This is a genomic window from Pseudomonas zanjanensis, assembly GCF_014268745.2.
Taxonomy (GTDB): domain Bacteria; phylum Pseudomonadota; class Gammaproteobacteria; order Pseudomonadales; family Pseudomonadaceae; genus Aquipseudomonas; species Aquipseudomonas zanjanensis.
This window is the reverse complement of record NZ_JABWRB020000008.1, coordinates 41,343-68,199: the sequence shown is the minus strand read 5'-3', so window position 1 is coordinate 68,199 and position 26,857 is coordinate 41,343. Positions and strand designations below refer to the sequence as shown.

Here is a 26,857-nt window from a genome sequence, read left to right as displayed (position 1 = left end):
AGGAAAGTTCTTACGACAAGCTCGGACTGCTCCCGGCTGTCACAGTCCCCCGACAGTGCTAAGGTTCTGTCCTAGCTTTTGCATTTTCAAGGATGCCTTTCATGCCGGACGCAACGTCCCTCAGCCCTGCTTTCATGGTGGTTCACGGGAATCGCCTTGATGAATTGCGCAGCCTGGTGATCAGCCTGATGCGGCGCTATCCGCTGGCACCCCTTGAAAATGAAATCGCGCTGGTACAGAGCAATGGTATTGCCCAATGGCTCAAGCTCGCACTGGCTGAAGACCCGGAAGATGATGATTCCGGCGGCTGCGGTATCGCGGCGGCTATTGATGTGCAACTGCCAGGCAGCTTCATGTGGCAGCTCTATCGAATGGTCCTGGGGCGTGATCAGATTCCGGCCAAGTCGCTGCTGGACAAGGCTCCGCTAACCTGGCGCCTGATGCGCCTGCTGCCGCAACTGATCGAGCAACCGCATTTCGAACCTCTACGACGATTCCTTACCCACGACACCGACTTGCGCAAGCGCTATCAACTGTCCGAGCGCCTTGCCGATCTGTTCGACCAATACCAGGTGTACCGGGCCGACTGGCTTGAGGACTGGGCTGAGGGTCGACACCAGACTCGAAATGTCCGAGGTGAAATCAAGCCGCTCGCGCCGGCGAATTGCTGGCAAGCGGAACTGTGGCGAGCCTTGTTGCTGGATGTGGGGGAACAAGGCATGGCGCAAAGCCGCGCAGGCGTCCACCAGCGCTATATCGAACGTATCACCAACCTGGAAGCAGCTCCGAAAGGCTTGCCCGCGCGAGTCATCGTGTTCGGTATTTCCTCGTTGCCTGCCCAAGTCCTCGAGGCGCTCGCCGGTCTTTCCCGGTTCAGCCAGGTTCTACTCTGCGTGCATAACCCGTGTCGCCACCATTGGGCGGACATCGTTGCCGACAAGGACTTGCTACGTCATCAATACAAGCGCCAAGCACGCAAGACCGGCATGCCCGCCGTCCTCGATCCACAAATCCTGCATCAACATGCCCATCCGTTATTGGCCGCCTGGGGCAAGCAGGGGCGCGACTATATCAACCTGCTCGACAGCTACGATGACCCCAACAGCTATCGCGCGGTATTTCGCGACGGGCGGATCGACCTGTTCACTGACGGGACCGCGACGACCCTTCTCAGCCAGTTGCAGGATGACATCCTGGAACTGCGCCCCCTGAATGAAACCCGGGAACACTGGCCCGTCGTCGACACGGAACGAGACGGCTCGATCCGTTTTCATGTGGCCCACGGCGCCCAGCGTGAAGTGGAAATTCTCCATGACCAGTTGCTGGCCCATTTCAGTGCGGATCCGACATTGCGCCCACGGGATATCATCGTCATGGTCCCGGACATCGACAGCTATGCGCCACACATTCGCGCGGTGTTCGGCCAGCTCGACAGGAGTGACCCGCGTTTCATTCCATTCACGCTGACCGACCAGGGCCAGCGCGGACGTGATCCACTGCTGATCGCCGTCGAGCATTTGCTCAAGCTGCCGGACAGTCGTTTCCCAGTCAGCGAAATCCTCGATCTGCTGGATGTCCCGGCGTTGCGCGAACGGTTTGGTATTGATGAGGCCGACCTGCCGACATTGCATCGCTGGATCGAAGGGGCGGGAATTCGCTGGGGAATGAGTGCCGAACACCGCGCCGGGTTGGGCTTGCCCGCTGAGCTTGAGCAGAACAGCTGGCATTTCGGCTTGCGGCGCATGTTGCTGGGGTACGCTGTCGGCAGCTCGCAGGCCTATGACGGCATCGAACCCTATGACGAGATCGGTGGCCTGGACGCGGCGCTGATCGGTCCGCTGGTTGCTTTGCTGGATGCCTTGGAAGTCGCCCACCAGGAACTCACCCAGCCAGCGTCGCCGCAGCAATGGGGTTCGCGTCTGCACGATCTGATGCGGTTGTTCTTCCAGGCGAGTAACGAGCATGACGACTATCTGCTGGCCCAACTCGAGGACTTGCGTGAAACCTGGCTGGAAACCTGTGAGTCGGTAGGGCTGCACGATGAACTGCCGCTGACGGTGGTGCGTGAAGCGTGGTTGGCCGGGCTGGATCAGGGGCGACTGTCCCAACGCTTCCTGGCCGGAGCCGTCAATTTCTGCACCTTGATGCCAATGCGTGCGATCCCCTTCAAGTTGGTGTGCCTGCTGGGGATGAATGATGGTGATTACCCAAGAGCCCAACCGCCTTTGGATTTCGATCTGATGGGCGGCGATTATCGCCCGGGCGATCGTTCTCGCCGTGAGGACGACCGTTACCTGTTGTTGGAAGCGCTGCTCTCGGCCCGGGAAAAGCTCTATATCAGTTGGGTGGGACGCAGTATCCGCGATAACAGCGAGCGGCCGGCATCGGTATTGATCGGCCAACTGCGCGATCACCTCGCCAATGGCTGGCGGTTGACCGATGACAGCAAGCCTCTCCTCGATGCCCTGACTCAGGAGCATCCGCTGCAACCGTTCAGCGCGCGTTATTTCCATCAAGGAGACGAGCTGTTCAGTTACGCGAGCGAATGGCGAATGCTCCACGACATCTCCGATGACACTGACAAAACCCAGGTGCTGGAACCCTACGTCCAGGAGGAGCCCTTGGGCCTCGGTCAGTTGCAGGACTTCCTGCGCAACCCCGTCCGCCATTTCTTCAGCCAGCGGCTGAAAGTGTTCTTCGACGCCATCGAAGCACCTCTGGCCGATGACGAACCTTTCGTGCTCGACGCGCTGCAACGCTACACCCTGAGCGACAGCCTGCTCGAGGCCGCCCTGGTACGCCTGGACCAGCCGGACCTGGCCTTGGCCGCCCATGCCCAGAGGCTCCAGAACAGCGGGCTGTTGCCGATGGCCGGGTTCGGTGAGTGCATGCAGCGCGAATTGATCGAACCTTTGCCGGATCTGCTCCAGCGCTACCAACAGCTTCTGGCGTTGTGGCCCACACCGCTGATCAGTGCTGTGCCGGTCAGCCTGCAATTGCAGGGAGTGAGTGTCGAAGGGTGGCTCAGTGGCCTGCACCAACGCTCCGACGGTTCGGTTCTCGCCATCACCGCCATACCCAACAGCATCGGCTCCACCAAGACCCGCAAGTGGCATCGCCTGATACGGCCCTGGGTCAATCATCTCGTGGCCTGCGCTAACGGCTTGTCGTTGACCACGGCGCTGGTGGCCAGTGATGACAGCTTGCTGTTGTCACCTTTTGAAGAGCCCGTCGCACAAAAAATGCTTGGCGACCTATTGCAGGCTTGGCAGGCCGGTATGCGCCAGCCGCTACCGATCGCGGTGAAGACGGCGTTCGCCTGGCTCGGCCAGAGTGATCTGCTCAAGGCCGAAGCCGCGGCGCGCAAAGCCTATGAGGGCGACGGACAGACGTTCGAGGGCGAACGGCGGGAAAACCCGGCCTTGGCTCGACAGTTTCCTGATTTCGCAGGCTTGATGGCTGACGAAACATTCCCCGACTGGTGCGATGCGCTTTACCGACCATTGCTCGAAGCCCCGTGGCGTTCATTGGTCAGCGAGGAGGCCCGTTCATGAGTCAGCAGGCACCATTGGCCCTGGCTTTCCCGCTGCGGGGTAGCCAACTGATCGAGGCCAGCGCCGGTACCGGCAAGACCTTCACCATTTCGGCGCTGTACCTGCGCCTGGTGCTAGGGCACGGCGGTTCGGCGTCCGGTTTTGGCCGCGAACTGCTTCCGCCGCAAATCCTGGTCGTGACCTTTACGGACGCCGCCACCAAGGAGTTGCGTGAACGAATTCGCACCCGTCTGGCCGAAGCCGCACGTTTCTTTCGCGATGAGATTCCAGCTCCGGATTTACTGATCGGCGCATTGCGCGATGAATTCAGTGCTGAGCAATGGCCTGGCTGTGCGAATCGACTGGACATCGCCGCGCAGTGGATGGACGAAGCGGCCGTCTCGACCATCCATAGCTGGTGCCAGCGCATGTTGCGTGAGCATGCCTTCGACAGCGGCAGCCTGTTCACCCAGACCCTGGAAACCGACCACAGCGAATTGCTGGGCGAGGTATTGCGCGATTATTGGCGGTTGTTCTGCTATTCGATGCAAGGCGAGGCGCTGAATTGGGTGCGTACCCATTGGGGAGGTCCAGCGGCGCTGTTGCCACGGGTGAGGGGGTTGTTTTCCAGCGAGCCTGGCAACGCTGACGGGCTTGAGCCTGCCGAGCTAATCGCCGCCTCGTTGCAGGAGCGTAGTGCCGCCTTGCTCGATCTCAAGGCGCCGTGGCGGCAATGGGCAGTGGAGCTGTTGGAGATCTGCCAGCAAGGCGTCGCCAGCAAGTCTGTTGATGGACGCAAGATGCAGGCGCGTTACTTCGAGCCGTGGTTTCAGAAAATCACCGCCTGGGTCGATGACGAAAGCCATGAGCTGCTGGATATCGGCACCGGGTTCACGCGCCTGACGCCCGAGGGCATGGCCGAAGCCTGGAAAGGCGAAGTGCCCAACCATCCCGGGCTGGAGGCCATGGCCGGTCTCAAGGCCAGCCTGGATGCGTTGCCCACACCTGATGCCGCCGTGCTGCAGCATGCCGCGCAATGGGTCGGGGCGCGTTTCGAAGCGGAGAAACGTCGCCGCGCCGAAATGGGTTTCGACGATATGCTGCTGCGTCTCGACGCGGCGTTGCAGGCCGACGGGGGCGAGCGCCTGGCGAGCCTGATCCGCGAGCAGTTTCCGGTGGCGCTGATCGATGAGTTCCAGGATACCGACCCGGTTCAGTACCGGATCTTCGAAAGTATCTACCGTATTGAAGACAACGACCCCGGGACCGGACTTTTCCTGATCGGCGATCCGAAGCAAGCGATCTACGCCTTTCGCGGTGCCGACATCTACACCTACCTGCGCGCTCGCGAGGCCACGGCCGGCAGGTTGCATACGCTGGGTACGAACTTCCGTTCCAGCCATGCCATGGTGGGGGCGGTCAACCATATTTTCCAGAAGGCCGAGTCCCGCCCGAAGGGGCGTGGGGCCTTTCTGTTCCGTGAGCCCTCGGGCGAGAACCCGGTGCCGTTCCTGTCCGTTGAGTCCCAGGGCCGCAAGGAGTCCTTGCAGGTGGCAGGGCACGCCGTTGCGGCGCTGAACATCTGGCACCTGTCGTCGGATCAGCCGCTCTCCGGTGCGGTGTATCGGCAATCCATGGCAGCCGCCTGCGCCAGTGAAATCACGGCATTGCTCAACGGCGGGCAGTCGGGGCGCGACGGCTTCACCATCGATGGCGAAACGCTGCGCGGGTTGCGCCCGGCGGATATCGCTATCCTGGTGCGCGACGGTAAAGAGGCGCAGGCCGTGCGCGACGAGTTGTCCACGCGGGGCGTGCGCAGTGTCTATCTCTCCGACAAGGATTCGGTCTTTGCTTCGCAAGAGGCGCGGGATTTGCTGACCTGGCTCAAGGCCTGCGCCGAGCCGGATGTGGAGCGACCGCTACGGGCAGCGCTGGCCAGCATCACGTTGAACCTGCCGCTGACGGAGCTGGAGCGTCTCAATCAGGATGAACTGGCCTGGGAAGCCCGGGTCATGCAGTTTCGCGGTTATCGCACAGTCTGGCGCAGCCAGGGCGTGCTGCCGATGTTGCGGCGCTTGCTGCATGATTTCGAATTGCCCCAGGCCCTGATGACGCGCAGCGATGGCGAGCGGGTGCTGACCAACTTGCTGCACCTTTGCGAACTGTTGCAGCAGGCCGCCGGCGAGCTGGATGGCGAACAAGCCTTGATCCGGCATTTGTCCGAGCACCTGGCCTTGTCCGGACAGGCGGGAGAAGAACAGATCCTGCGCCTGGAAAGCGATGAGCAGTTGGTCAAGGTGGTCACGATCCACAAGTCCAAGGGGCTTGAGTATCCGTTGGTTTTCCTGCCCTTCATCTGCTCGACGAAACCGGTGGATGGCAGTCGATTGCCGTTGCATTACCACGACGAGGCCAACAAGGCGCAGATCAGCCTCAAGCCCACCGCCGAATTGATCGCCAAGGCCGATGACGAGCGACTGGCCGAGGATCTGCGGCTGCTCTACGTGGCACTGACCCGCGCACAACATGCCTGCTGGCTGGGTGTCGCGGACCTCAAGCGGGGCAATAACAACAGCTCGATCCTGCATGTGTCCGCGCTGGGTTATCTGTTGGGCGGTGGTGCACCGCTGACCGAATCAGTGGAGCTGAGGCGTTGGCTGGAAGACCTGCAACACGGCAGCGTCGCGGTGAACTGCCAGCCCATGCCCGAACCTACCGACGAACACTATCGGCCGCCACGCAACGACGCTGTGTTACTCGAACCCTTGGTGCCCTTGCGAAAAGCCAGCGAAAATTGGTGGATCGCCTCCTACAGCGCCTTGCGCATCGGCGAAAGCCTGAGCGAAGGCAGCGATACCGCGCCGGAGAATCCACAGGCCCAGAAACTGTTCGACGATGAGCGTCTTGACCCGGACGCGCCCAGGGAGACCATCGCCGTCGGCGGCGATATCCACCGCTTTCCTCGTGGACCCAGCCCCGGCACTTTTCTCCATGGCCTGCTGGAGTGGGCTGCCGGGGAAGAATTTTCATCCGCGCCGGCAGATATCGAGGATGCCATTGCCCGACGCTGCAATCGCCGAGGTTGGAAAGGCTGGATCTCCACGCTGAGCGACTGGCTGCAGCACTTGATCAAAATGCCCATGCCCGTCGGCAGCGACCAGGCGCCGGTGGTGCTCGAACAATTGACCCGGTTCCAGGTCGAGATGGAGTTCTGGTTCGCCAGCCACAAGGTCGATGTGCAAAAGCTCGATCAACTGGTTTGCCGGTTCACCCATGGCGGTGTCGCCCGCGTCGCGGCGGAGCCGGTGCTGCTCAACGGCATGTTCAAGGGGTTCATCGATTTGACGTTCGAGCACGACGGCCGGTATTACGTGGCCGATTACAAGTCCAACTGGCTGGGTGTCGATGACATGGCCTACACCGTACAGGCCATGGAACAGTCGATCCTGGAGCATCGCTACGACCTGCAATACGTGCTGTACCTGTTGGCCCTGCATCGCCAGCTCAAGGCTCGGCTTCCCGATTATGACTACGACCGGCACGTCGGCGGCGCGCTGTACCTGTTCCTTCGTGGGACCCGCTCGACAAGCCAGGGCGTGTATTTCACCAAGCCGCCACGGGCCTTGATCGAACAGCTGGATCGGCTGTTCCAGGGCGCGCCAGAGCCCAAGGCTGAGCCGGCGTGGGTACAGGGAGAATTGCTATGAGTCGTTCCTTTGCCGACCTGCTGCCCAAGGCGTCCGACGATGAAAGCCTGGTTGACCTGGCCCCCTTGAGCCGGGCACAGGACCTGCTGTTGTTGCTGACGCGCTGGGTCGAGCGCGGCTGGCTGCGTGCCCTGGACAAGGCCTTCGTGGCGTTCCTCCATGAACTGGCGCCCGACGATGATCCATTGGTCCTGCTCGCCGCTGCGCTGACCAGCCATCAGTTGGGCCACGGGCACGTTTGCTTGGATATATTCGAGACCCTCAAGGAACCGGACTTTGCCCTGTCGCTGCCCCCCGAGGGTGATCCGCAGACAGGCGCGATGTTGCTGCCCTCGCAAATATTGCAGACGCTCGACGGCGCCCATTGGTGCAAGGCCCTGGCGTCCAGTCGGCTGGTGGCCTTGGCTGTGGACGAGAGCGAAGAGGCGCAGCAACGTCCCTTGGTACTGTCTGGCAAACGTCTTTATCTGCGTCGCTACTGGGGGTATGAACGGCGGATCGACGAGGCGTTGCGCCAACGGTTGATCGAGCAGGAAGCGGCGCCCGGTGACCTGCGCGAGCGTTTGGACGGGCTGTTCGGGCCGGCCAACGCCAGCGGCCCGATCGATTGGCAGAAACTGGCCTGCGCGCTAGCGACCCGTGGGGCCTTCAGCATCGTGACCGGCGGCCCGGGCACCGGCAAGACCACCACCGTTGTGCGTCTGCTGGCCCTGTTGCAGGCTCCGGCCGTCGAGGCCGGGAAGCCGCTGCGGATTCGCCTGGCTGCGCCCACGGGCAAGGCGGCGGCGCGCCTGACCGAGTCCATCAGCCAGCAGGTCCGAACCCTGGATGAGGCTGTGCGCGGCTGCATTCCCTGCGACGTCACGACGGTCCATCGATTGCTGGGCAGTCGTCCCGGCACTCGGCATTTTCGTCACCATGCAGGCAATCGCTTGCCGCTGGATGTGCTGGTGGTCGATGAAGCGTCGATGATCGACCTGGAGATGATGGCCAATCTGCTGGATGCACTGCCGGCCCATGCACGGTTGGTATTGCTGGGGGACAAGGACCAGTTGGCCTCGGTGGAAGCCGGTGCGGTGCTGGGGGATTTGTGTCGAGACGCCGAGGACGGCTGGTACAGCCCCCAGACCCGTGCCTGGCTGGAGTCGGTCAGTGGGGAAAACCTGGCGGCCAGTGACCTGCTGCAAGACCTCGACGGCACTCATCCCCTGGCACAGCAAGTGGTCATGCTCAGGCATTCCCGGCGCTTCGGCGAAGGCAGTGGGATCGGTCAGCTCGCTCGTTCGGTCAACCAGCAACAGCCAGAGAAAGCCCGCCAATTATTGGTTAACGGGCAGTACGTCGATTTGTTTTCCTTGAAATTGGCGGGTGAACACGACACGAAGCTGGAAAAACTGTTACTCGACGGCAAGCCAGAAGGACCCAAGGGTTATCGGCATTACCTGAGCCTGCTGCGGCAGCGCCGTCCGGCCATTTTTCAGCCATTGGAAGATCGTTGCTGGGCCGATTGGGCCCGTGAGGTCCTGGCGGCCTTCGACGAATTCCAATTGCTTTGCGCGGTGCGCAAAGGCCCGTGGGGCGTCGAAGGACTGAACCAGCGAATCACCGCCGCATTGCTCAAGGCCCGCCTTATCGATAGCGATCACCAGTGGTACGAAGGCCGTCCGGTACTGATGACCCGTAACGACTATGGACTGGGGTTGATGAACGGTGATATCGGCATTGCTCTCAAGCTCCCCGAGCGTGACGGGCCGGATGCCGGCAAGCAGGTCCTGCGGGTCGCTTTCCCGCGCAATGACGGCCAGGGCGGCGTGCGTTTCGTCCTGCCCAGCCGCCTGAACGACGTAGAGACCGTGTATGCCATGACGGTGCACAAATCCCAGGGCTCGGAATTCACCCATACCGCGTTGATCCTTCCGGATGCGCTCAACCCGGTCTTGACCAAGGAATTGGTGTACACCGCCATTACCCGGGGCAAGCAATGGTTCAGCCTGATCGAACCGCGGGCGGGAGTCTTCGAAGAGGCGGTCGGGCGCAAGGTCAAGCGCTTGAGCGGTTTGATGCTGGCGTTGGAGCAGGTTGACTGAACCATCAGCTTTCAAGGATTCATGCCCTTGTGGCAACTTGGCCTGTTCCGCTCCCCAGCCTACGTAACACGCTGTCTCGCTGGCTTTTTGGCACTGTGCTATCGTTCCGGCACTTATCGTCTGGATCAAGAGATTTCCATGGAAGTGCCTGTAGGGGAGGCAGTGCGCAGCAAGGGCTGGGGGCATATTCTGCTTGCCGGCCTTTTGTGTCTGCTGTTGCCTGTCGCGGTTGCCCAGGAGCAGGCCACCACGACCCAGGCCGAACAGCGGGCCGAAGCGGTGACCCAAGTGGTCTTGGGCATTCTCAGCTATGCCCGCTGGCCTGTGGAACCCACCCAGTTGCAACTGTGCATCGTCGGGCCGACCCAATACACCGACGATCTGGTCAAGGGCACCACCCAGGCCACGGGGCGGCCGGTAATTGTGCAGCGGTTGTTGGCCGATCATCCCAATATCGCCACTGAGTGCAACGCGGTCTACGTCGGCAGGCTGACCAACGATGAGCACACCCGTCTGTTTGCGTCCTTGATCGGCAAGCCCGTGTTGAGCATCAGTGAGGGCGGCGACCAGTGCACCGTGGGTAGCCTGTTCTGCCTGCGGGTAGGTGATGAACAAGTGTCTTTCGAGGTCAACCTCGATTCCGTGGCACGCAGTGGCGTGCGCATCCATCCGAGTGTGCTGCAACTTTCCCGCCGCAGGTCCGCAACCCCATGAAGCAGAGCAAACCAAGGGTCCGTCCCACCCTGGGCTCGGTCATCGGTCGCGGTCATCTGATCGTCGCATTGGTGGCTATTTCCATGGCCAGTGTGTCCCTGACCTTGCTCGGGTTGTTGGCGCTGCGAGTCTATGCGGATCACAACCTGCACTTGATCGCCCGTTCGATCAACTACACCGTGGAAGCCGCCGTGGTCTTCGATGATTCGGCCGCGGCCACCGAGGCACTGGCCTTGATCGCCTCCACCGAGGAGGTCGCCGATGCCGAGGTGTTCAATGAACATGGCCGTCTGTTGGCGCGCTGGCAACGCCCGCAAACCGGCCTGTTGTCGGAACTGGAAGTGCACATTGCCAAGGCATTCCTGGAAAAGCCCATCAGCCTGCCGATCGTTCACCAAGGGCAGAACATCGGTCGCATCGTGTTGGCGGGACATGGCGGCAGCCTGTTGCGCTTTTTGCTCAGCGGTTTGGCGGGGATCATCCTGTGCACGGCGGTGAGTGCCTGGGTGGCGCTTTACCTGGCGCGGCGGCAGTTGCGGGCGATCACCGGGCCGCTGCGCAGCCTGGCCGAGGTGGCCCATGCGGCCCGCAGTGAACGAGCCTTGGACCGACGCGTGCCGCCGGCCGCCATCGCCGAACTGGATAATCTGGCCAATGACTTCAACGCACTGCTCGATGAACTGGAATCCTGGCAGACCCACCTGCAAAGCGAAAACGAAACCCTGGCCCACCAGGCCAGCCACGACAGCTTGACCGGCTTGCCGAACCGGGCATTTTTCGAGGGCCGGCTGATTCGCGCCTTGCGCAATGCCAGCAAGCTCAATGAACAAGTGGCCGTGCTGTACCTGGACAGTGATCGGTTCAAGGGCATCAATGACAATTTCGGCCACGCCGCCGGCGACGCGGTGCTGACGGCCGTGGCGACCCGGGTCCGGGCGCAGTTGCGCGAGGATGACTTGGTCGCGCGCTTGGGGGGCGACGAATTCGCCGTGCTGCTGGCGCCCTTGCACAAGGCCGAGGACGCCGAGCGGATCGCTGAAAAGATCATCGCCAGCATGGAAATGCCGATTCAATTGCCCGGCAACGCCTCCGTGTTGACCTCCCTCAGTATTGGCATTGCCGTTTACCCCGATGATGGTGCCACACCGGGCACCCTGCTCCACGCCGCCGATGCGGCCATGTATCAAGTCAAACGCCTCGCCCGAGGCGGTCAACATACGGCGGGGTCGGATCACTCCGTCGCTGATCTTCAAACCAGGAGCTGACTCGTGCGTTCATATCCCTCATTTTCCCTGCGCTGGTTCGCGGCGCTTTTCCTGCTTGCCGTCGTGGCCCTGAGCGGTTGCCAGACGGCACCGCCGAAAGGCCTGACCCCGGCGCAGATTGCCGTACTCAAGCAGCAAGGTTTCGAATTGACCGACGATGGCTGGGCCTTCGGTTTGTCGGGCAAGGTGCTGTTTGGCAGCGATGTGGAAAACCTCAATCCCGCCAGTACCGAAATCGTCGAGCGCATCGGCAAGGCGCTGCTGGGGGCGGGCATCGAGCGGGTACGCGTCGATGGTCATACCGACGCATCGGGCTCACAGGCCTACAACGAAGAACTGTCGAAGCGTCGGGCCGCGAGCGTGAGCAAGGTGCTGACCAGCGTTGGCATGCGCGAAGAGAATGTTCAATTGCGTGGCCTGGGCAGCAGCAAACCGGTCGCCTCCAACGACACCGCCAGCGGCCGCACCGAAAACCGCCGCGTCGCCATCGTGGTCATCGCCGACTAGTCGGCGAATACCATCTCCCGGCTGTCGCCCATCAGCAGTGGCCGGTTCTGTTCAGTCACCTCGCGGATGTAATCCCACAACAGCGTAATTCGCTTGAGCTTGCGCAGGTCCTCCCGGCAGTACATCCAGAACTGCCGGGTGACGTTGATTTCCTCCGGCAGCACCGGCAACAGCCGTGGATCCTGGGCGGCGAGGAAGCAGGGCAGGATCGCCAGCGAGCGGCCTTGCTGCGCTGCCACGAATTGCGCGATCACACTGGTGCTGCGCAGGTGGGCATTGGCGCCGGGCAGGACGTTGGCCAGGTAGAGCAACTCGGAACTGAACGCCAGGTCATCCACGTAGCTGATGAATGAGTGCCTGGCCAGGTCGGCCGGGCGCTGGATCGGTGGGTGATTGTCCAGGTAAGGCTGGGTGGCGTAGAGCTGCAGCCGGTAGTCGCACAATTTGCAGCATACATACGGGCCGTGTTCGGGGCGTTCGAGGGCGATGACGATGTCGGCCTCGCGCTTGGACAGGCTGATGAAGTGTGGCAGCGGCAGGATGTCCACCGAGATGGCTGGGTAGGCGTCGACGAAGTGGCTCAACTGCGGGGTGATGAAGAAGCTGCCGAAGCCTTCGGTGCAGCCCATGCGGACGTGGCCGGACAACGCGACGCCAGAGCCCGAGACCTGCTCGCAGGCCATGTGCAAAGTGCTTTCGATCGATTCGGCATAACCCAGCAGGCGCTGGCCTTCGGCCGTCAGGACAAAACCGTTGGTCCGGGATTTCTCGAACAGCAGCGTGCCCAACGAGGCTTCCAGCGAGCTGATGCGTCGCGACACCGTGGTGTAGTCGACGGCCAGGCGCTTGGCGGCCGTGCTGGCCTTGCGGGTGCGGGCCACTTCGAGGAAAAACTTGAGGTCGTCCCAATTCAGCGACCCCAGGGAGGTGATGTTTTTTTGCATGATGGACCGGCTTTTATGTGCATTCTTATTAGAAGTTTGCACATCTATACTCCAAAAACCGTCTCATCACCAACCGTGCTCGCGCACCTTGGTCTTTGCTGAACCAGCGCTCTCTCATAAGAACAATCCCGGAGGCCAGCATGAACGTTTCCCTTACGCCCAGCGATACCACCCTGCAAACCGTCAGACTGCTGATCGATGGCGAGTGGGTCGAATCCCAATCCAGCGAATGGCACGACATCGTCAACCCGGCCACCCAGCAGGTGTTGGCGAAGGTTCCGTTCGCCACGGCCGCGGAAGTCGATGCCGCCATTGCCGCTGCCCAGCGTGCGTTCCAGACCTGGAAACTGACGCCCATCGGCGCGCGGATGCGCATCATGCTCAAGCTCCAGGCATTGATTCGCGAGCATTCCAAGCGCATCGCCGCAGTGCTCAGCGCCGAACAGGGCAAGACCATCGCTGACGCCGAGGGCGATATTTTCCGCGGCCTGGAAGTGGTCGAGCACGCCTGCTCCATCGGTACCCTGCAAATGGGCGAGTTCGCCGAGAACGTCGCCGGTGGCGTGGACACTTACACGCTGCGCCAGCCGATCGGCGTGTGTGCGGGCATTACGCCGTTCAACTTCCCGGCGATGATTCCGCTGTGGATGTTCCCGATGGCCATCGCCTGCGGCAACACGTTCGTGCTCAAGCCGTCGGAACAGGATCCGCTGTCGACCATGCTGCTGGTGGAGCTGGCCATCGAGGCCGGTGTACCGGCGGGTGTGCTCAACGTGGTGCACGGCGGCAAGGATGTGGTGGATGCGCTCTGCACCCACAAGGACATCAAGGCGGTTTCGTTCGTCGGCTCGACGGCGGTGGGTACCCACGTGTATGACCTGGCGGGTCGCCACGGCAAGCGCGTGCAGTCGATGATGGGCGCCAAGAACCACGCCGTGGTGCTGCCCGATGCCAATCGTGAACAAACCCTCAATGCTTTGGTGGGTGCTGGTTTCGGCGCGGCGGGCCAACGTTGCATGGCCACCTCCGTGGTGGTGATGGTGGGCGCGGCCAAGCAGTGGTTGCCGGAGCTCAAGGCCTTGGCGCAGAAGCTCAAGGTCAACGCCGGCAGCGAGCCGGGCACGGATGTCGGCCCGGTGATTTCCAAGCGGGCCAAGGCGCGGATCCTCGAGTTGATCGAGAGTGGCGTGAAGGAAGGGGCGAAGCTGGAGCTCGATGGCCGTGGCATCAGCGTGCCGGGCTTCGAGCAGGGCAACTTTGTCGGTCCGACCCTGTTTTCCGGCGTGACCACCGACATGCGCATCTACACCGAAGAAATCTTCGGGCCGGTGCTGGTGGTGTTGGAAGTCGACACCCTCGACCAGGCGATTGCCCTGGTCAACGCCAACCCATTCGGCAACGGCACGGGCCTGTTCACCCAGAGCGGTGCGGCGGCGCGCAAATTCCAGAGCGAAATCGACGTCGGCCAGGTGGGCATCAACATCCCGATTCCGGTGCCGGTGCCGTTCTTCAGCTTCACCGGTTCCCGCGGTTCGAAACTCGGCGACCTCGGCCCGTACGGCAAACAAGTGGTGCAGTTCTACACTCAGACCAAGACCGTGACCGCGCGCTGGTTCGATGACGACAGCGTCAATGACGGTGTGAACACCACGATCAATTTGCGTTAAGGAGCCGGACATGAACATCGCATTTATCGGCCTGGGCAACATGGGTGCCCCCATGGCGCGCAACCTGCTCAAGGCCGGCCATTCGCTGAACCTGTTTGACCTGAACCAGGCGGTACTGGCCGAACTGGCAGCATTGGGCGGTACCATCAGCGCCTCGCCGCGCGACGCGGCCCAGGGCGCGGCACTGGTCATCACCATGCTGCCGGCCGCCGCCCATGTGCGCAGTGTCTGGCTGGGTGAAGACGGTGTGCTGGCCGGCATCGCCGCCGGCACGCCGGCAGTGGATTGCAGCACCATCGATCCGCAAACCGCCCGTGACGTAGCGGCTGCCGCGGCGAAACAAGGCGTGGCGATGGCCGACGCGCCGGTCTCGGGCGGCACTGGCGGCGCGGCGGCGGGCACGTTGACCTTCATGGTCGGCGCCACGGCTGAGTTGTTTGCCACCTTGCAGCCGGTGCTGGCGCAAATGGGTCGTAACATTGTGCATTGTGGTGAAGTCGGTACCGGGCAGATCGCCAAGATCTGCAACAACCTGCTGCTGGGAATTTCCATGGTGGGCGTCAGCGAAGCCATGGCCCTGGGCGATGCCTTGGGGATCGACACCCAAGTGCTGGCCGGCATCATCAATAGCTCAACGGGCCGCTGCTGGAGTTCGGACACCTACAACCCATGGCCGGGTGTGATCGAAACGGCCCCGGCGTCCCGAGGCTATACGGGTGGCTTTGGCGCCGACCTGATGCTCAAGGACCTGGGCCTGGCGACCGAAGCCGCGCGGCAGGCCCATCAGCCGGTGGTGCTGGGGGCTGTGGCGCAACAGTTGTACCAGGCGATGAGCCAGCGGGGCGAGGGCGGCAAGGACTTTTCGGCGATTGTGAACAGCTATCGCAAGCCGCAGTAAACCTGTGAATCGAGAGGCTTGTGTGGCGAGGGAGCTTGCTCCCGCTGGGCTGCGTAGCAGCCCTGTTTGTTGGCGGTTGCTGCGCAACCGAGCGGGAGCAAGCTCCCTCGCCACAGGGCAGTGCTGAAGCGGTGAAATTTTCACGGTTGTTTTCCGAGAGACCACGTCGGGTGGTCTCTCGGTTTTTTGTTTCAGGCGAAGACGAAATATTTACGCACGGTCTCGACCACTTCCCAGGTGCCTTTCATGCCAGGTTCGATGACGAAAATATCACCGGCGCGCAGATGAATCGGCTCCAGGCCCTCTGGGGTGATGATGCAGTAGCCTTCCTGGAAATGGCAGTACTCCCACTTCACGTATTCCACATACCATTTGCCCGGTGTGCAGATCCAGGTGCCCATGATCTTGCTGCCGTCTTCGCTGGTGTAGGCGTTGAGGTTGACGGTGTGCGGGTCGCCTTCGAGTTTTTCCCATTTGCAGGCATCGAGTACGGGCAGCGGATGGGTGTCGCGCAGGACGGTGATGGGGGCGGTCATGTGAGCTCCGAAAGGGGCGGAAGAGAACAGGCACCCTAACGCGCGGCATGGGCGTATAGATGTCTGTAGTCGACATCGGGCTATCCAGAAACGCGCATCAATCGGCCAGATGCCGTGCCAGGGCCTTGGCGTAGGTGGGCAAACCTTCGAAGTTGCGGGCGCACAGCAGCAGCGCCCGGTGGGTCCAGGCCTCTTGCAGTGGGACGCATTGGTACGATAGCTCGGTCGGTCGCCGATCGACGGCCGCCTTCGGCACGATGGCAATGCCTGCGCCATGGGTCACCATGCGAATCATCCCGTCGAAACCCTCGGCGCGAATGCGGATTTGCATGCGCGAGCCAATGTGCAGGGCCTGTTCTTCCAGGTGGATCGCCAGGGCACTGGCGGCGTTCAGGCCGACGTAGTCGTGGCTGAGGGTTTCGCTGAAACGCACGGTTCGACCGTCAGCCAGGGGATGTCCGTTCGGTAGGATCAATACCAGCGGATCGTCGCGAAACGGCCAGGCCTGAAGGCCATCGGTGTCCACCGCGTCGGAAACGATCCCCAGGTCCGCCGCGCCCTCGCGCAGCGCATGGGTGATCCGTGAGCTGGGCAACTCCTGCAAGTCGATGTCGAGGTTGGGATGGGTCTTGAGAAAGCCGGCCAGCAGTTCGGGCAGGTATTCGGTCATGGCGCTGGTGTTGCACAGCAGCCGTACCCGGCCTTTGACCCCCTTGGCGTATTCGGCCAGGTCCTGTTGCAGGCGTTCGGCCTGTTGCAGCAGGAGCCGGGCGTGTTCGGCCAACGCCTTGCCAGCCGGCGTGGGCGATACGCCACGTCGTCCGCGTTCAAGCAGGTCGATGCCCAGGGACCCTTCCATGGCCCGGACTCGCGCACTGGCCGCGGCCAGGGACAAGTGGCTGCGGGCCGCACCGGCGGTGATGTTGCCGGTGTCGAGGATGTGCAGGTAGAGGCGCAGGTCGGTGAGGTCGAAGTGCATGGGCGGGAATCCTGTCTCAAGTGCTGCGGTGTTTGGTGTGCCGCCTTCGCGAGCAAGCCCGCTCCCACAGGGAGAATGCATTTCAAACTGTGGGAGCGGGCTTGCTCGCGAAGCCGCCAGTAGCATGCACAAAATTTCCAGCCTCTTGCTGAAAGAGAGGCACCCTCAGTATATGGCAGATTTTCAAGCCAAGCCCCGGGGCGCACGATAGCCCCATGAACACACTCATTGCTTTCTATCAAAACCTAGGCCTGGCCCTTTCCTTACTGGTCATCGGCACCTTCCTGCTGGCCGGCACCATCAAGGGCGTGATCGGCCTCGGCCTGCCGACCATCTCCATGGGCTTGCTCGGTCTGGCTATGGCGCCGGCGCAGGCTGCGGCGCTGCTGATCATTCCGGCGACCCTGACCAATCTTTGGCAACTGGCGTTCGGTGGCCATCTGCAAACATTGATCCGGCGCTTGTGGCCGCTGTTACTCGCGATTTTTATTGGCACCGGGCTCGGTACGCTGTGGATCGGCATGACAGGCGGGGCCTGGGTGGTGCGGGCCTTGGGCGGGGCGTTGGTGCTGTATGCGCTGAGCGGCCTGTGGCTGCCAACGTTGCGGGTCGGTCCCGATGCCGAGCCGTGGATCGCTCCGCTCTGCGGGTTGCTGACTGGCCTCGTCACTTCCGCTACCGGTGTGTTCGTCATTCCGGCAGTGCCTTATCTGCAAGCGCTGGGCTTGAGCAAGGATGAACTGGTGCAGGCCCTGGGCCTGTCATTCACCGTTTCGACCCTGGCCCTGGCCGCCGGCCTGTTGTGGCGCGGCGAGCTGGGCGGGGGCGAATTGAGCGCTTCGTTGCTGGCGCTGGCCCCGGCGCTGCTGGGGATGTGGCTGGGGCAATGGCTGCGCCAGCGGATCAGCGCCGTGTTGTTCAAACGGGTATTTTTCATCGGCCTCGGTGTGCTCGGCGGCCATCTGCTGGTCAGCGGCTAGCCGAGGACGGGCTGAGCATGTCGACGCGACGGATGTCGAAGTCGCGCTCCAGATAGTCCATGCGTCGCTCGAAGAACTGCTTCATATGCGGCAGGTTCGAATGCACCTCCAGGTGTGCCTGGGATGCCCAGATCTCATAGAAGATAAACAGCGTTGGATCCTGTTGGTCCCGCAGCATGTGATATTCGATGCAGCCGGGCTCGGCACGGCTTGGTTCGACGTAGGCGCGGAACAGCGCCTCGAAGGCCTCGGCTTTTTCCGGGCGGGTCTTGGCGTGCAGGATGAAACCGTGCAGTTCGCTCATGGAGAGGGCTCCTGAAATAAAAGAAGTGCCGAAGCTTACGGCAACAATCGACCGTTCATTCTTGCGTATAGGTCAAATCACTTTTGCCGTTGCGGTGCTTATTCCGCGCGAAGCTCGTCGGTACTCTGCCGCCATCAATTTCAATCTTTCCATGCGGCGGCCAGCCAACGGCCCCCGCCGTGGAACCCGATGAGGCTCACCATGAAAAAAATCCTGTTGCTCAACGGCGGCAAACAATTCGCCCATTCCGACGGTCGCTACAACGCCACCCTCCACGAGACGGCGCTCAGCGTGCTGGACCGTGGCGGGTTTGATGTGAAAACCACTTTCATCGATGGCGGCTACGACCTCCAGGAGGAAGTCGCCAAGTTCCTCTGGGCCGACGTGATCATTTACCAGATGCCAGGTTGGTGGATGGGCGCGCCGTGGACCGTGAAGAAGTACATCGACGAAGTCTTCACCGAAGGCCACGGCAGCCTTTACGCCAGTGACGGTCGGACCCGTTCCGATGCCTCACAGAAATACGGCAGCGGCGGCCTGATCCAAGGCAAGCAGTACATGTTGTCGCTGACCTGGAACGCCCCGCAGCAAGCCTTCGACGACCCGAGCGATTTCTTCGAAGCCAAGGGTGTGGACGCGGTGTACTTCCCGTTCCACAAGGCCAATCAATTCCTCGGCATGACCGGCCTGCCGACCTTCCTGTGCGTGGATGTGATGAAGCGCCCGAACATCGAAGAAGATGTGGCGCGGTATGAGCGGCATTTGATCGAGGTGTTCGGCCTTTCGCGGTAATCCAGATACTATCGGGACTTACCCGAACGCAATCCTGCACCCAAGGCGAGCGGGCTTCTGTGGCGAGGGAGCTTGCTCCCGCTGGGCTGCGCAGCAGCCCCCCCAAAAAGCGGCCGCTGCGCGCTGGAGCGCCGGCCCGGCCGAGCGGGAGCAAGCTCCCTCGCCACAAAAGCATCCTTCACACCGGATGTGCATTCCACGAGAGGATGTCTGTGAAAGCCAGATCCGACGAGTTGCAGATTTTCGTCTGCGTGATCGAATGCGGATCCATCTCCGCCGCCGCCGAGCAAGTCGGGCAGACGCCGTCGGCGGTCAGCCGCACGTTGTCGCGGCTGGAGGCCAAGCTCGATACCACGCTGATCAACCGCACCACGCGGCGCATGGACCTCACCGAAGAGGGCAAGTATTTCTTCGAACAGGCCAAAGGCATCCTCGACCAGATGGATGAGCTGGAAGAGCGCCTGTCGTCTCGCCAGAAAAATCCTTCAGGACGCTTGCGGATCAACGCGGCCTCGCCGTTCATGCTGCACGCCATCGTGCCGCACATCGAAGAATTCCGCCGCCTTTACCCAGGCATCCAGCTCGAACTCAACAGCAACGACCTGATCATCGACCTGTTGGAGCAAAGCACTGACATCGCCATCCGCATCGGCACCCTTATCGACTCGACGCTCCACGCCCGCTCCCTGGGTTGCAGCCCGTTGCACATCCTCGCCAGCCCGGCCTATTTGAAGCAGCACGGCACTCCCACAAGCGTTGCCGAACTGTCGGAGCATGCGCTGCTGGGGTTTGCCCAGAACGATGGCCTCAACCAGTGGCCGCTGCGTCACCCGCACGGTGATCGCTGGGCGATCCAGCCAGCCATCAGCGCGTCCAGCGGCGAGACCGTGCGTCACTTGGCGCTGCAAGGACAGGGCATTGCCTGCCTGTCAGACTTCATGACCCGCGACGACATTCACGCCGGCCGGCTGAAGGTGCTGCTGGCCGATGCCAACAGCGGCTACCGCCAGCCGATCAACGCGGTGTACTACCGCAATTCGCAACTGGCCCTGCGGATCCAGTGTTTCCTGGACTTCATCCAGGGCAAGCTCGCCGACTACGCCTCGCGGGAGTTCAAGGGTTGATTCGTGACTTCAAGACATGAGTGATTTGGGCAATGAGTGTGCGCGGCAACAACGCCCGTGAGCGGCTGGGGTGGGCACCGAAGCGGACGTCGGTGGTGGCATGGATTCTTGAAGAGATGGTGTGATCCGTCAGTAAAACATCGGACCTGTGGGAGCGGGCTTGCTCGCGAAAGCGGTGTGTCAGGCAACATTGGCGCAGACTGACACACCGCATTCGCGAGCAAGCCCGCTCCCACATTTGATCGCCAGTGATCACTCTATCTTCATCAGTCCTATAACCCCCTGTGGGTGTTGCTTCAGTCGTGCTGCACGCCCGCGCGCTTGAGCATTTGTTTGCAGCGCTCGGACAGGTGATACACGCGCAGGTGCTTGCCCGCTTTGCTGTAGCGCTCACGCAAGGTCTTGAGCGCGGCGACGGCCGAGTAGTCGACGAAGCGCAAGTGACGGCAATCGAGGGTCACCAGGGCCGGGTCGTTGGCCGGGTCGAACTGGTTGAGAAACGGCGTCGACGAGGCGAAAAACAGCGTGCCGTGCAGGCGATACAGCTTGCTGCCGTCGGACTCCTCATGGGTGTCGGCATACAGCTCCCGGGCCTGTTGCCAGGCGAAGTTGAGCGCCGCGATGATGATCCCGCAGAGCACGGCCACGGCCAGGTCGGTGAACACCGTGATGACCGTCACTGCGATGATGACCAGCACATCGTTGGCCGGCACTTTGTTGACCACCCGCAACGAGGCCCAGGCGAACGTCTGCTGCGCCACCACGAACATCACGCCCACCAACGCCGCCAGCGGAATGCGCTCGATCAACGGCGACAGGAACAACACGAACAGCAACACCATCACCCCGGCCACCACGCCCGATAACCGCCCGCGTCCGCCGGAACTGAGGTTGATCATCGTCTGGCCGATCATGGCGCAACCGCCCATGCCGCCCAGCAATCCAGAGGCCATGTTGGCCGCGCCCAATGCCACGCACTCACGATCCGGGTAGCCGCGGCTCTCGGTGATTTCATCGGTCAGGTTCAGGGTCAGCAGGGTTTCCAGCAAACCGACCATCGCCATGATCACCGCATAGGGCGCGACGATTTGCAGGGTTTCCAGGTTCCAGGGAATGTCCGGCAGGGCAAACGTCGGCAAGCCGCCGGCGATGTGGGCCATGTCACCCAGGGTCCGGGTCGGCAGACCGAGCAGATAAACCGCCAGGCCAACGCCGAGGATCGCCACCAAGGCCGGCGGTACGCTACGGGTCAGGCGCGGCAACAGGTAGACGATGGCCATGGTCAACGCCACCAGCCCGGCCATCAGATAGAGCGGGGTGCCGCTCAGCCAGACGCCGTCATTCTTGAAATGCTCCAGTTGCGCCAGCGCAATCACAATGGCCAAGCCATTGACGAAACCAAGCATCACCGGGTGCGGCACCATGCGCACCAGCTTGCCCAGCCGCAACAGCCCGAACGCCATCATGATCAACCCGCCCAGCAGCACGGTCGCCAACAGGTACTGCACCCCGTGCTGCACCACCAGCGCGACGATCACCACGGCCATCGACCCCGCCGCGCCTGACACCATCCCGGGGCGACCGCCGAATAACGCGGTCAGCGTACAGAGGATGAACGCGCCGTACAGCCCCATCAGCGGATTGAGGTGGGCCACCAGGGCGAAGGCGATGCACTCTGGGAGCAAGGCGAAAGAGGTGGTGAGGCCGGCGAGGGCGTCGGCGCGAAGACGTGCTGGTTTCATGATTTACCTGACTGGGCGCCGGTGGACCGTCGGCTGCCGGGGAGTGGTGCAAAAAGCAGGTGCGGATGGTACGGAATTGAGTGCGGGGCGGCCAGCCGTCTGTGGCGAGGGGATTTATCCCCGTTGGGCTGCGCAGCAGCCCCAAACCAGGCAACTCGTTGTGTCAGTAAAACTGAGGCTGTTGGTTTAGGGCCGCTTCGCAGCCCAGCGGGGATAAATCCCCTCGCCACAGGGACGATGAAAATCTTGCGCCGGATTTTCATCAACGCCGTGTCGCGTTGTCCGTCAGCGACAAGTTTTACCTCTGCGCGAAAATTACTTTCAACGGGTTTGAAGATTCGTCGTCGAAATGATTTATGAGTTTCACAACACATCGACGTGACCCCATTCGAGGAGTAACGCATGGCACCTGCTTTCGGTTATTGGCTATTGGTCTACGCGGCCATCGCTATCATCGCGCTGATCGTCCTGATCGCGCGCTACCGGCTCAATCCGTTCATCGTGATTACCCTGGTCTCCATTGGCCTGGCGTTGCTGGCCGGGATGCCGCCGTCGGGTGTGGTGGGGGCGTACGAGGCGGGTGTCGGCAAGACGCTGGGGCACATCGCGCTGGTGGTGGCCCTGGGCACCATGCTCGGCAAGATGATGGCCGAGTCCGGCGGGGCCGAGCGCATGGCGCAGACGTTGATCGAACGTTTCGGCGAGCGCAACGCCCACTGGGCGATGGTGTGCATTGCCTTCCTCGTGGGGTTGCCGTTGTTCTTCGAGGTCGGTTTTGTGCTGCTGGTGCCCATCGCATTCACTATCGCCCGGCGTGTGGGCGTGTCGATCCTGATGGTGGGGCTGCCGATGGTCGCCGGGCTTTCGGTGGTCCATGCGCTAGTGCCGCCGCATCCGGCGGCGATGCTGGCGGTGCAGGCGTTCCAGGCTTCGGTGGGGCAGACCTTGCTGTACGCGATCCTGATCGGCATTCCCACCGCGATTATCGCCGGCCCGCTGTACGCCAAATTCATCGTGCCGCGCATCCAGCTGCCGGCCGAAAATCCGCTGGAGCGACAATTCCTCGACCGTGAACCGCGGGCCAAGCTGCCGGGTTTCGGCGTGACATTGGGGACCATCCTGCTGCCGGTGATCCTGATGTTGATCGGCGGCTGGGCCAACCTCATCTCCACGCCGGGCAGCGGTTTCAACCAGTTCCTGCTGTTCATCGGCAACTCGGTGATCGCCTTGCTGTTGGCGACCATCCTCAGTTTCTGGACCCTCGGCCTGGCCCAGGGATTCAACCGCGAATCGATCCTCAAGTTCACCAACGAATGCCTGGCGCCGACCGCCAGCATCACCTTGCTGGTGGGCGCCGGTGGTGGTTTGAACCGGATCCTGGTGGACGCCGGGGTCACGCAGCAGATCGTCGGCCTGGCCGAGGAATTCCAGTTGTCACCGCTGGTCATGGGCTGGCTGTTCGCTGCGCTGATGCGGGTTGCCACGGGTTCGGCCACGGTGGCGATGACCACGGCCTCGGGGATCGTTGCGCCGGTGGCGATTGGCCTGGGTTATCCCCATCCCGAGCTGCTGGTGCTGGCGACCGGCGCCGGGTCGGTTATCTTTTCCCACGTCAACGACGGCGGCTTCTGGCTGATCAAGGAATACTTCAATATGACCGTCACGCAGACCTTCAAGACCTGGACGGTGCTTGAAACACTGATATCCCTGGTCGCGTTCGCCCTGACCCTCGGGCTTGCGCGCGTGCTTTGACCGCCACTGCAAGGAGCCGTCATGGACATCCTCTACCAGATCCGTGCCCGTCAGGATTCCTTCAGCGCCGGCGAAGGAAGAATCGCCCGGCTGATGCTCGAAGACGTAGGCTTCGCAGCCTCCGCCAGCCTCGATGAACTGGCCCAACGGGCGGAAGTCAGCAGCGCCACCTTGTCGCGCTTCGCCCGCACCGTCGGTTGCCGAGACCTGCGAGACCTACGCCTGCAACTGGCCCAGGCCAGCGGCGTCGGCAGCCGTTTCCTCGACCCGGCCGGCGCGCCGGAGCAGTCGGCGTTTTATGGACAGATCGTCGGCGATATCGAAGCGACCCTGCGCCAACATCTGTCAGGGTTCGAAGAGTCGCGGTTTGGCGATGCCGTGAGGATGATCGGCAAGGCACGGATGATCCATGCGTTCGGCCTGGGTGGCTGGTCGGCGCTGTGCGGCGAGGAGTTGCAAGTGCGGCTGGTGCGTTTTGGCTACCCGATTGCCGCCTGCCGCGACCCGGTGATGATGCGCATCACCGCCACCTCGCTGAGCGACCAGCATCTGGTCATCGCCTGCTCACTGACCGGTATCACGCCGGAGCTGTTGAGTGCGGTTGAACTGGCCCGCGGCTACGGTGCGGCGATCCTCGCCATCACCCGCGCCGACTCGCCACTGGCCGAAGTGGCCGATTGCGTGCTGCCCCTGCAAAGCGCCGAGACTTCCTTCATCTACAAACCCACGGCGGCGCGCTACGGGATGCTGCTGGCCATCGACGTGCTCGCCACCGAGCTGGCGCTGGCCCACCCCGAAGACAATCAAGAGCGCCTGCGGCGAGTCAAACTCGCCCTGGACGATTACCGCGGTGGCGACGATCATTTGCCGCTGGGAGACTGACATGCTGTACGACACGCTTATCCGCAATGCGCTGGTCATCGACGGCAGCGACACGCCCGGCTACCACGCCGACGTAGCGATCCACGGCGGTCGCATCCAACGCATCGGCGAACTGCGCGATGCCCGGGCCATGGAAGACATCGACGCCGCCGGCCGCGTGCTGGCGCCAGGCTTCATCGATGTGCACACCCACGACGATACGGTGGTCATTCGCCAACCGCAGATGCTGCCCAAGCTCAGCCAGGGCGTGACCACCGTGATCGTTGGCAACTGCGGCATCAGCGCCGCGCCGGTGAGCCTGCGGGGCGATCCGCCAGACCCGATGAACCTGCTCGGCACGGCCCAGGCGTTTGCCTACCCACGCTTTGCCGATTATCGCGTAGCGGTAGAAGCGGCGACACCAGCGGTCAACGTGGCTGCGTTGGTCGGGCACACAGCGTTGCGCAGCAACCACATGGACGATTTGTTGCGCACGGCCTCGGTAGGAGAAATCGCCGCCATGCGTCGGCAATTGCGCGAAAGTCTGGAGGCCGGTGCCTTAGGGTTGTCCACCGGCCTGGCCTACGCCAACGCCTTTGCAGCGTCCACCGACGAAGTCATGCAACTGACCGAAGAATTGAGCGCATTCGGCGCGGTCTACACCACCCACCTGCGCAGCGAATTCGAACCGGTGCTCGAAGCCATGGACGAGGCGTTCCAGATCGGCCGTCATGCGCAGAGTCCGGTGATCATTTCCCACCTCAAATGCGCGGGCGCCGGCAATTGGGGACGAAGCCCGCAGGTGCTCGCGGCGTTGGAAAACGCGGCGAAAACCCATCCGGTCGGTTGCGACTGCTACCCCTACGCGGCCAGCTCCTCGACCTTGGACCTCAAGCAAGTGACCGATGCCCATCGCATCACCATCACCTGGTCGACACCGCACCCGTCGATGGGCGGACGTGACCTTATCGACATCGCACGCGATTGGGAGGTGTCGCTGTTGGAGGCGGCGCGGCGCCTGCAACCGGCAGGCGCGGTGTACTACGGCATGGATGAAGGCGACGTACGACGGATCCTCGCCCATCCGTTGTCCATGGTCGGCTCTGACGGTTTGCCCGAAGATCCGTTTCCCCATCCTCGCTTGTGGGGCGCTTTCCCACGGGTGCTGGGACATTTCAGTCGTGACGTCGGGCTTTTCCCGTTGCACACCGCCGTGCACAAAATGACTGGCCTTTCCTCAGCGCGTTTCGGCCTCAAGCACCGGGGTGAAATCCGTGAAGGTCATTGGGCGGACCTGGTGTTGTTCAATCCCCACACCATTCGTGACGTCGCCGATTTCAATGAACCTCAGCGGGCGGCCGAAGGCATTGAGGGTGTGTGGGTCAACGGTGCCCTGAGCTATCGCGACGGCCAGGCGAATGGCCGCCGGGAAGGGCGCTTCCTGGCGCGCGAAGGCGATCTGCGTCGAGGCTTTGGTCCATCGAATGGCGTGTAAATGGCTGGTAGTGTGTTAATTGGCGTCACAATAATGGCATTGCGACACTAAAGAAGCCGGGTTTAAAGCCGAAGCATTGGAGTCAACCCATCTACACTGGGTCTTTTCAGCCAGGGAGCACCCCATGAGCTTCGGTAAAACCACCCCGATCCTGCGAATCTTCGATGAAGCCAAGGCGATGGCGTTCTATGTCGACTTCCTGGGCTTTACCGTTGACTGGCAACACCGCTTCGGTGACAACTTTCCCCTCTACCTGCAAGTCTCCCGCGGGGACTGCGTGCTGCACCTGTCCGAGCACCATGGCGATTGCACGCCGGGCTCGGCGCTGCGGATCGAGACCGATGAGCTGGAAGCCTTCCAGCAGCAGCTGCTTGCCAAACAATACCGCTACGCCCACCCACAGATCCAGGCCATGCCCTGGGGCAGCCAGGACATGGCGATCAGTGATCCGTTCGGGAATCGGTTGGTGTTTACCAATGCGATTAACGTCTGAGCCGTTAGCGACTCTCTGGATCCTGCTGACCCAAGGTGTGTTAGCCTCGATCAATGATTTCAATGATTTCAATGATTTCAATGATTTCATGGATTGCAGGGGGCATCATGGCCAGCATCACCATTCGAAAACTTGAAGCCCATGCGATGGCGATGTTCGAAGAAGACTTCGTTGGGCGAATATTTCCGTTTGACGCTTATGCCGCCGTTGAGTACGCGACGCTGGTGGCGAACTGCGAAGCAAGGGGGCGAGGCGTGTCGATGGCCGATGCGCAGATCGCCGCTATTTGCCGAGCTCATGGCGCTTCGATCTGCGGGATTTTGAGTTTTCCGGGGTTGAGGTAATCAATCCCTGACAGGCTGAATAGAGAGTTTGATCTGATCGTTCAGGCAGGCCATGCCCTGGGGTAGCCAGGACATGGCGATCAGTAATCCGTTCGGAAAACGGTTGGTGTTTACCAACGGCATCAGTGTCTGA

The 26,857-nt window shown here is 62.1% G+C and carries 20 protein-coding genes and 2 pseudogenes; 17 read left to right on the top strand and 5 right to left on the bottom strand.

Annotated elements, in window-relative coordinates:
• The first annotated feature begins 101 nt into the window (after positions 1-101).
• From recC to yfiB, 6 genes are all read left to right on the top strand, one after another.
• Positions 102-3,554 carry an exodeoxyribonuclease V subunit gamma gene (gene recC, locus HU715_RS26200; RefSeq protein WP_186705925.1) on the top strand — a complete coding sequence of 1,151 codons (3,453 nt, stop codon included), beginning with the start codon at positions 102-104 and terminating at the stop codon, positions 3,552-3,554.
• Complete coding sequence (recB, locus tag HU715_RS26195; protein ID WP_186705926.1) at positions 3,551-7,240, top strand: exodeoxyribonuclease V subunit beta; 3,690 nt, start codon at positions 3,551-3,553, stop codon at positions 7,238-7,240. Before recC ends, recB begins: the two co-directional genes overlap by 4 nt.
• Positions 7,237-9,327, top strand: a complete 2,091-nt coding sequence (gene recD / locus HU715_RS26190; protein WP_186705927.1) for an exodeoxyribonuclease V subunit alpha — start codon at positions 7,237-7,239, stop codon at positions 9,325-9,327. Before recB ends, recD begins: the two co-directional genes overlap by 4 nt.
• Positions 9,328-9,465: 138 nt before the next feature.
• On the top strand, positions 9,466-10,041 hold the full coding sequence (yfiR, locus tag HU715_RS26185) for a regulatory sequestration protein YfiR (RefSeq protein WP_186705928.1): 576 nt from the start codon (positions 9,466-9,468) through the stop codon (positions 10,039-10,041).
• Positions 10,038-11,306 carry a diguanylate cyclase DgcN/YfiN gene (gene dgcN, locus HU715_RS26180; RefSeq protein ID WP_186705929.1) on the top strand — a complete coding sequence of 423 codons (1,269 nt, stop codon included), beginning with the start codon at positions 10,038-10,040 and terminating at the stop codon, positions 11,304-11,306. The genes yfiR and dgcN overlap by 4 nt, the downstream gene beginning before the upstream one ends.
• Positions 11,307-11,309: 3 nt before the next feature.
• A complete protein-coding gene (gene yfiB, locus HU715_RS26175; protein WP_186705930.1) occupies positions 11,310-11,813 on the top strand; it encodes an outer membrane lipoprotein YfiB in 504 nt (167 codons plus the stop codon).
• On the opposite strand, the gene HU715_RS26170 is transcribed toward yfiB, so the two are convergent.
• Positions 11,810-12,757: a LysR family transcriptional regulator gene (locus HU715_RS26170; RefSeq protein ID WP_186705931.1), complete on the bottom strand. Its 948-nt coding sequence runs from the start codon at positions 12,755-12,757 to the stop codon at positions 11,810-11,812. The two genes, yfiB and HU715_RS26170, sit on opposite strands and share 4 nt — an antisense overlap.
• A 140-nt stretch (positions 12,758-12,897) precedes the next feature.
• Between HU715_RS26170 and HU715_RS26165 the strand changes: the two genes are divergently transcribed.
• Positions 12,898-14,424, top strand: a complete 1,527-nt coding sequence (locus HU715_RS26165) for a CoA-acylating methylmalonate-semialdehyde dehydrogenase (RefSeq protein WP_186705932.1) — start codon at positions 12,898-12,900, stop codon at positions 14,422-14,424.
• Positions 14,425-14,434: 10 nt separating this feature from the next.
• Complete coding sequence (gene mmsB / locus HU715_RS26160) at positions 14,435-15,322, top strand: 3-hydroxyisobutyrate dehydrogenase (protein ID WP_053118202.1); 888 nt, start codon at positions 14,435-14,437, stop codon at positions 15,320-15,322.
• 191 nt (positions 15,323-15,513) lie between these two features.
• On the opposite strand, the gene HU715_RS26155 is transcribed toward mmsB, so the two are convergent.
• A complete protein-coding gene (locus HU715_RS26155) occupies positions 15,514-15,858 on the bottom strand; it encodes a cupin domain-containing protein (RefSeq protein ID WP_060739285.1) in 345 nt (114 codons plus the stop codon).
• 97 nt (positions 15,859-15,955) lie between these two features.
• A complete protein-coding gene (locus HU715_RS26150) occupies positions 15,956-16,837 on the bottom strand; it encodes a LysR substrate-binding domain-containing protein (protein ID WP_186705933.1) in 882 nt (293 codons plus the stop codon).
• A 215-nt stretch (positions 16,838-17,052) separates the two neighbouring features.
• Between HU715_RS26150 and HU715_RS26145 the strand changes: the two genes are divergently transcribed.
• On the top strand, positions 17,053-17,817 hold the full coding sequence (locus tag HU715_RS26145; RefSeq protein ID WP_186705934.1) for a sulfite exporter TauE/SafE family protein: 765 nt from the start codon (positions 17,053-17,055) through the stop codon (positions 17,815-17,817).
• Here HU715_RS26145 and HU715_RS26140 read toward each other — a convergent pair.
• Positions 17,807-18,121 (bottom strand): putative quinol monooxygenase, encoded by a 315-nt coding sequence (locus HU715_RS26140; RefSeq protein ID WP_186705935.1) that lies wholly within the window; start codon positions 18,119-18,121, stop codon positions 17,807-17,809. The two genes, HU715_RS26145 and HU715_RS26140, sit on opposite strands and share 11 nt — an antisense overlap.
• Before the next feature lie 201 nt (positions 18,122-18,322).
• Between HU715_RS26140 and mdaB the strand changes: the two genes are divergently transcribed.
• Positions 18,323-18,913 (top strand): NADPH:quinone oxidoreductase MdaB, encoded by a 591-nt coding sequence (gene mdaB / locus HU715_RS26135; protein ID WP_186705936.1) that lies wholly within the window; start codon positions 18,323-18,325, stop codon positions 18,911-18,913.
• A gap of 212 nt (positions 18,914-19,125) precedes the next feature.
• Positions 19,126-20,037 carry a LysR substrate-binding domain-containing protein gene (locus HU715_RS26130; protein WP_186705937.1) on the top strand — a complete coding sequence of 304 codons (912 nt, stop codon included), beginning with the start codon at positions 19,126-19,128 and terminating at the stop codon, positions 20,035-20,037.
• 296 nt (positions 20,038-20,333) lie between these two features.
• On the opposite strand, the gene HU715_RS26125 is transcribed toward HU715_RS26130, so the two are convergent.
• On the bottom strand, positions 20,334-21,779 hold the full coding sequence (locus tag HU715_RS26125) for a SulP family inorganic anion transporter (RefSeq protein WP_186705938.1): 1,446 nt from the start codon (positions 21,777-21,779) through the stop codon (positions 20,334-20,336).
• Positions 21,780-22,181: 402 nt separating this feature from the next.
• Between HU715_RS26125 and HU715_RS26120 the strand changes: the two genes are divergently transcribed.
• From HU715_RS26120 to HU715_RS26095, 6 genes and pseudogenes are all read left to right on the top strand, one after another.
• Complete coding sequence (locus tag HU715_RS26120; protein WP_186705939.1) at positions 22,182-23,531, top strand: GntT/GntP/DsdX family permease; 1,350 nt, start codon at positions 22,182-22,184, stop codon at positions 23,529-23,531.
• Positions 23,532-23,552: 21 nt separating this feature from the next.
• Positions 23,553-24,413 carry a MurR/RpiR family transcriptional regulator gene (locus HU715_RS26115; protein WP_186705940.1) on the top strand — a complete coding sequence of 287 codons (861 nt, stop codon included), beginning with the start codon at positions 23,553-23,555 and terminating at the stop codon, positions 24,411-24,413.
• Position 24,414: 1 nt separating this feature from the next.
• A complete protein-coding gene (locus HU715_RS26110; protein WP_186705941.1) occupies positions 24,415-25,887 on the top strand; it encodes an N-acyl-D-amino-acid deacylase family protein in 1,473 nt (490 codons plus the stop codon).
• A gap of 124 nt (positions 25,888-26,011) precedes the next feature.
• Positions 26,012-26,380 carry a glyoxalase superfamily protein gene (locus HU715_RS26105; protein ID WP_186705942.1) on the top strand — a complete coding sequence of 123 codons (369 nt, stop codon included), beginning with the start codon at positions 26,012-26,014 and terminating at the stop codon, positions 26,378-26,380.
• Between the two features lie 125 nt (positions 26,381-26,505).
• A pseudogene (locus HU715_RS26100) lies at positions 26,506-26,735 on the top strand (PIN domain-containing protein); the annotation flags it as partial.
• Positions 26,736-26,770: 35 nt separating this feature from the next.
• Positions 26,771-26,857 (top strand): annotated as a pseudogene (locus HU715_RS26095) (VOC family protein); the annotation flags it as partial.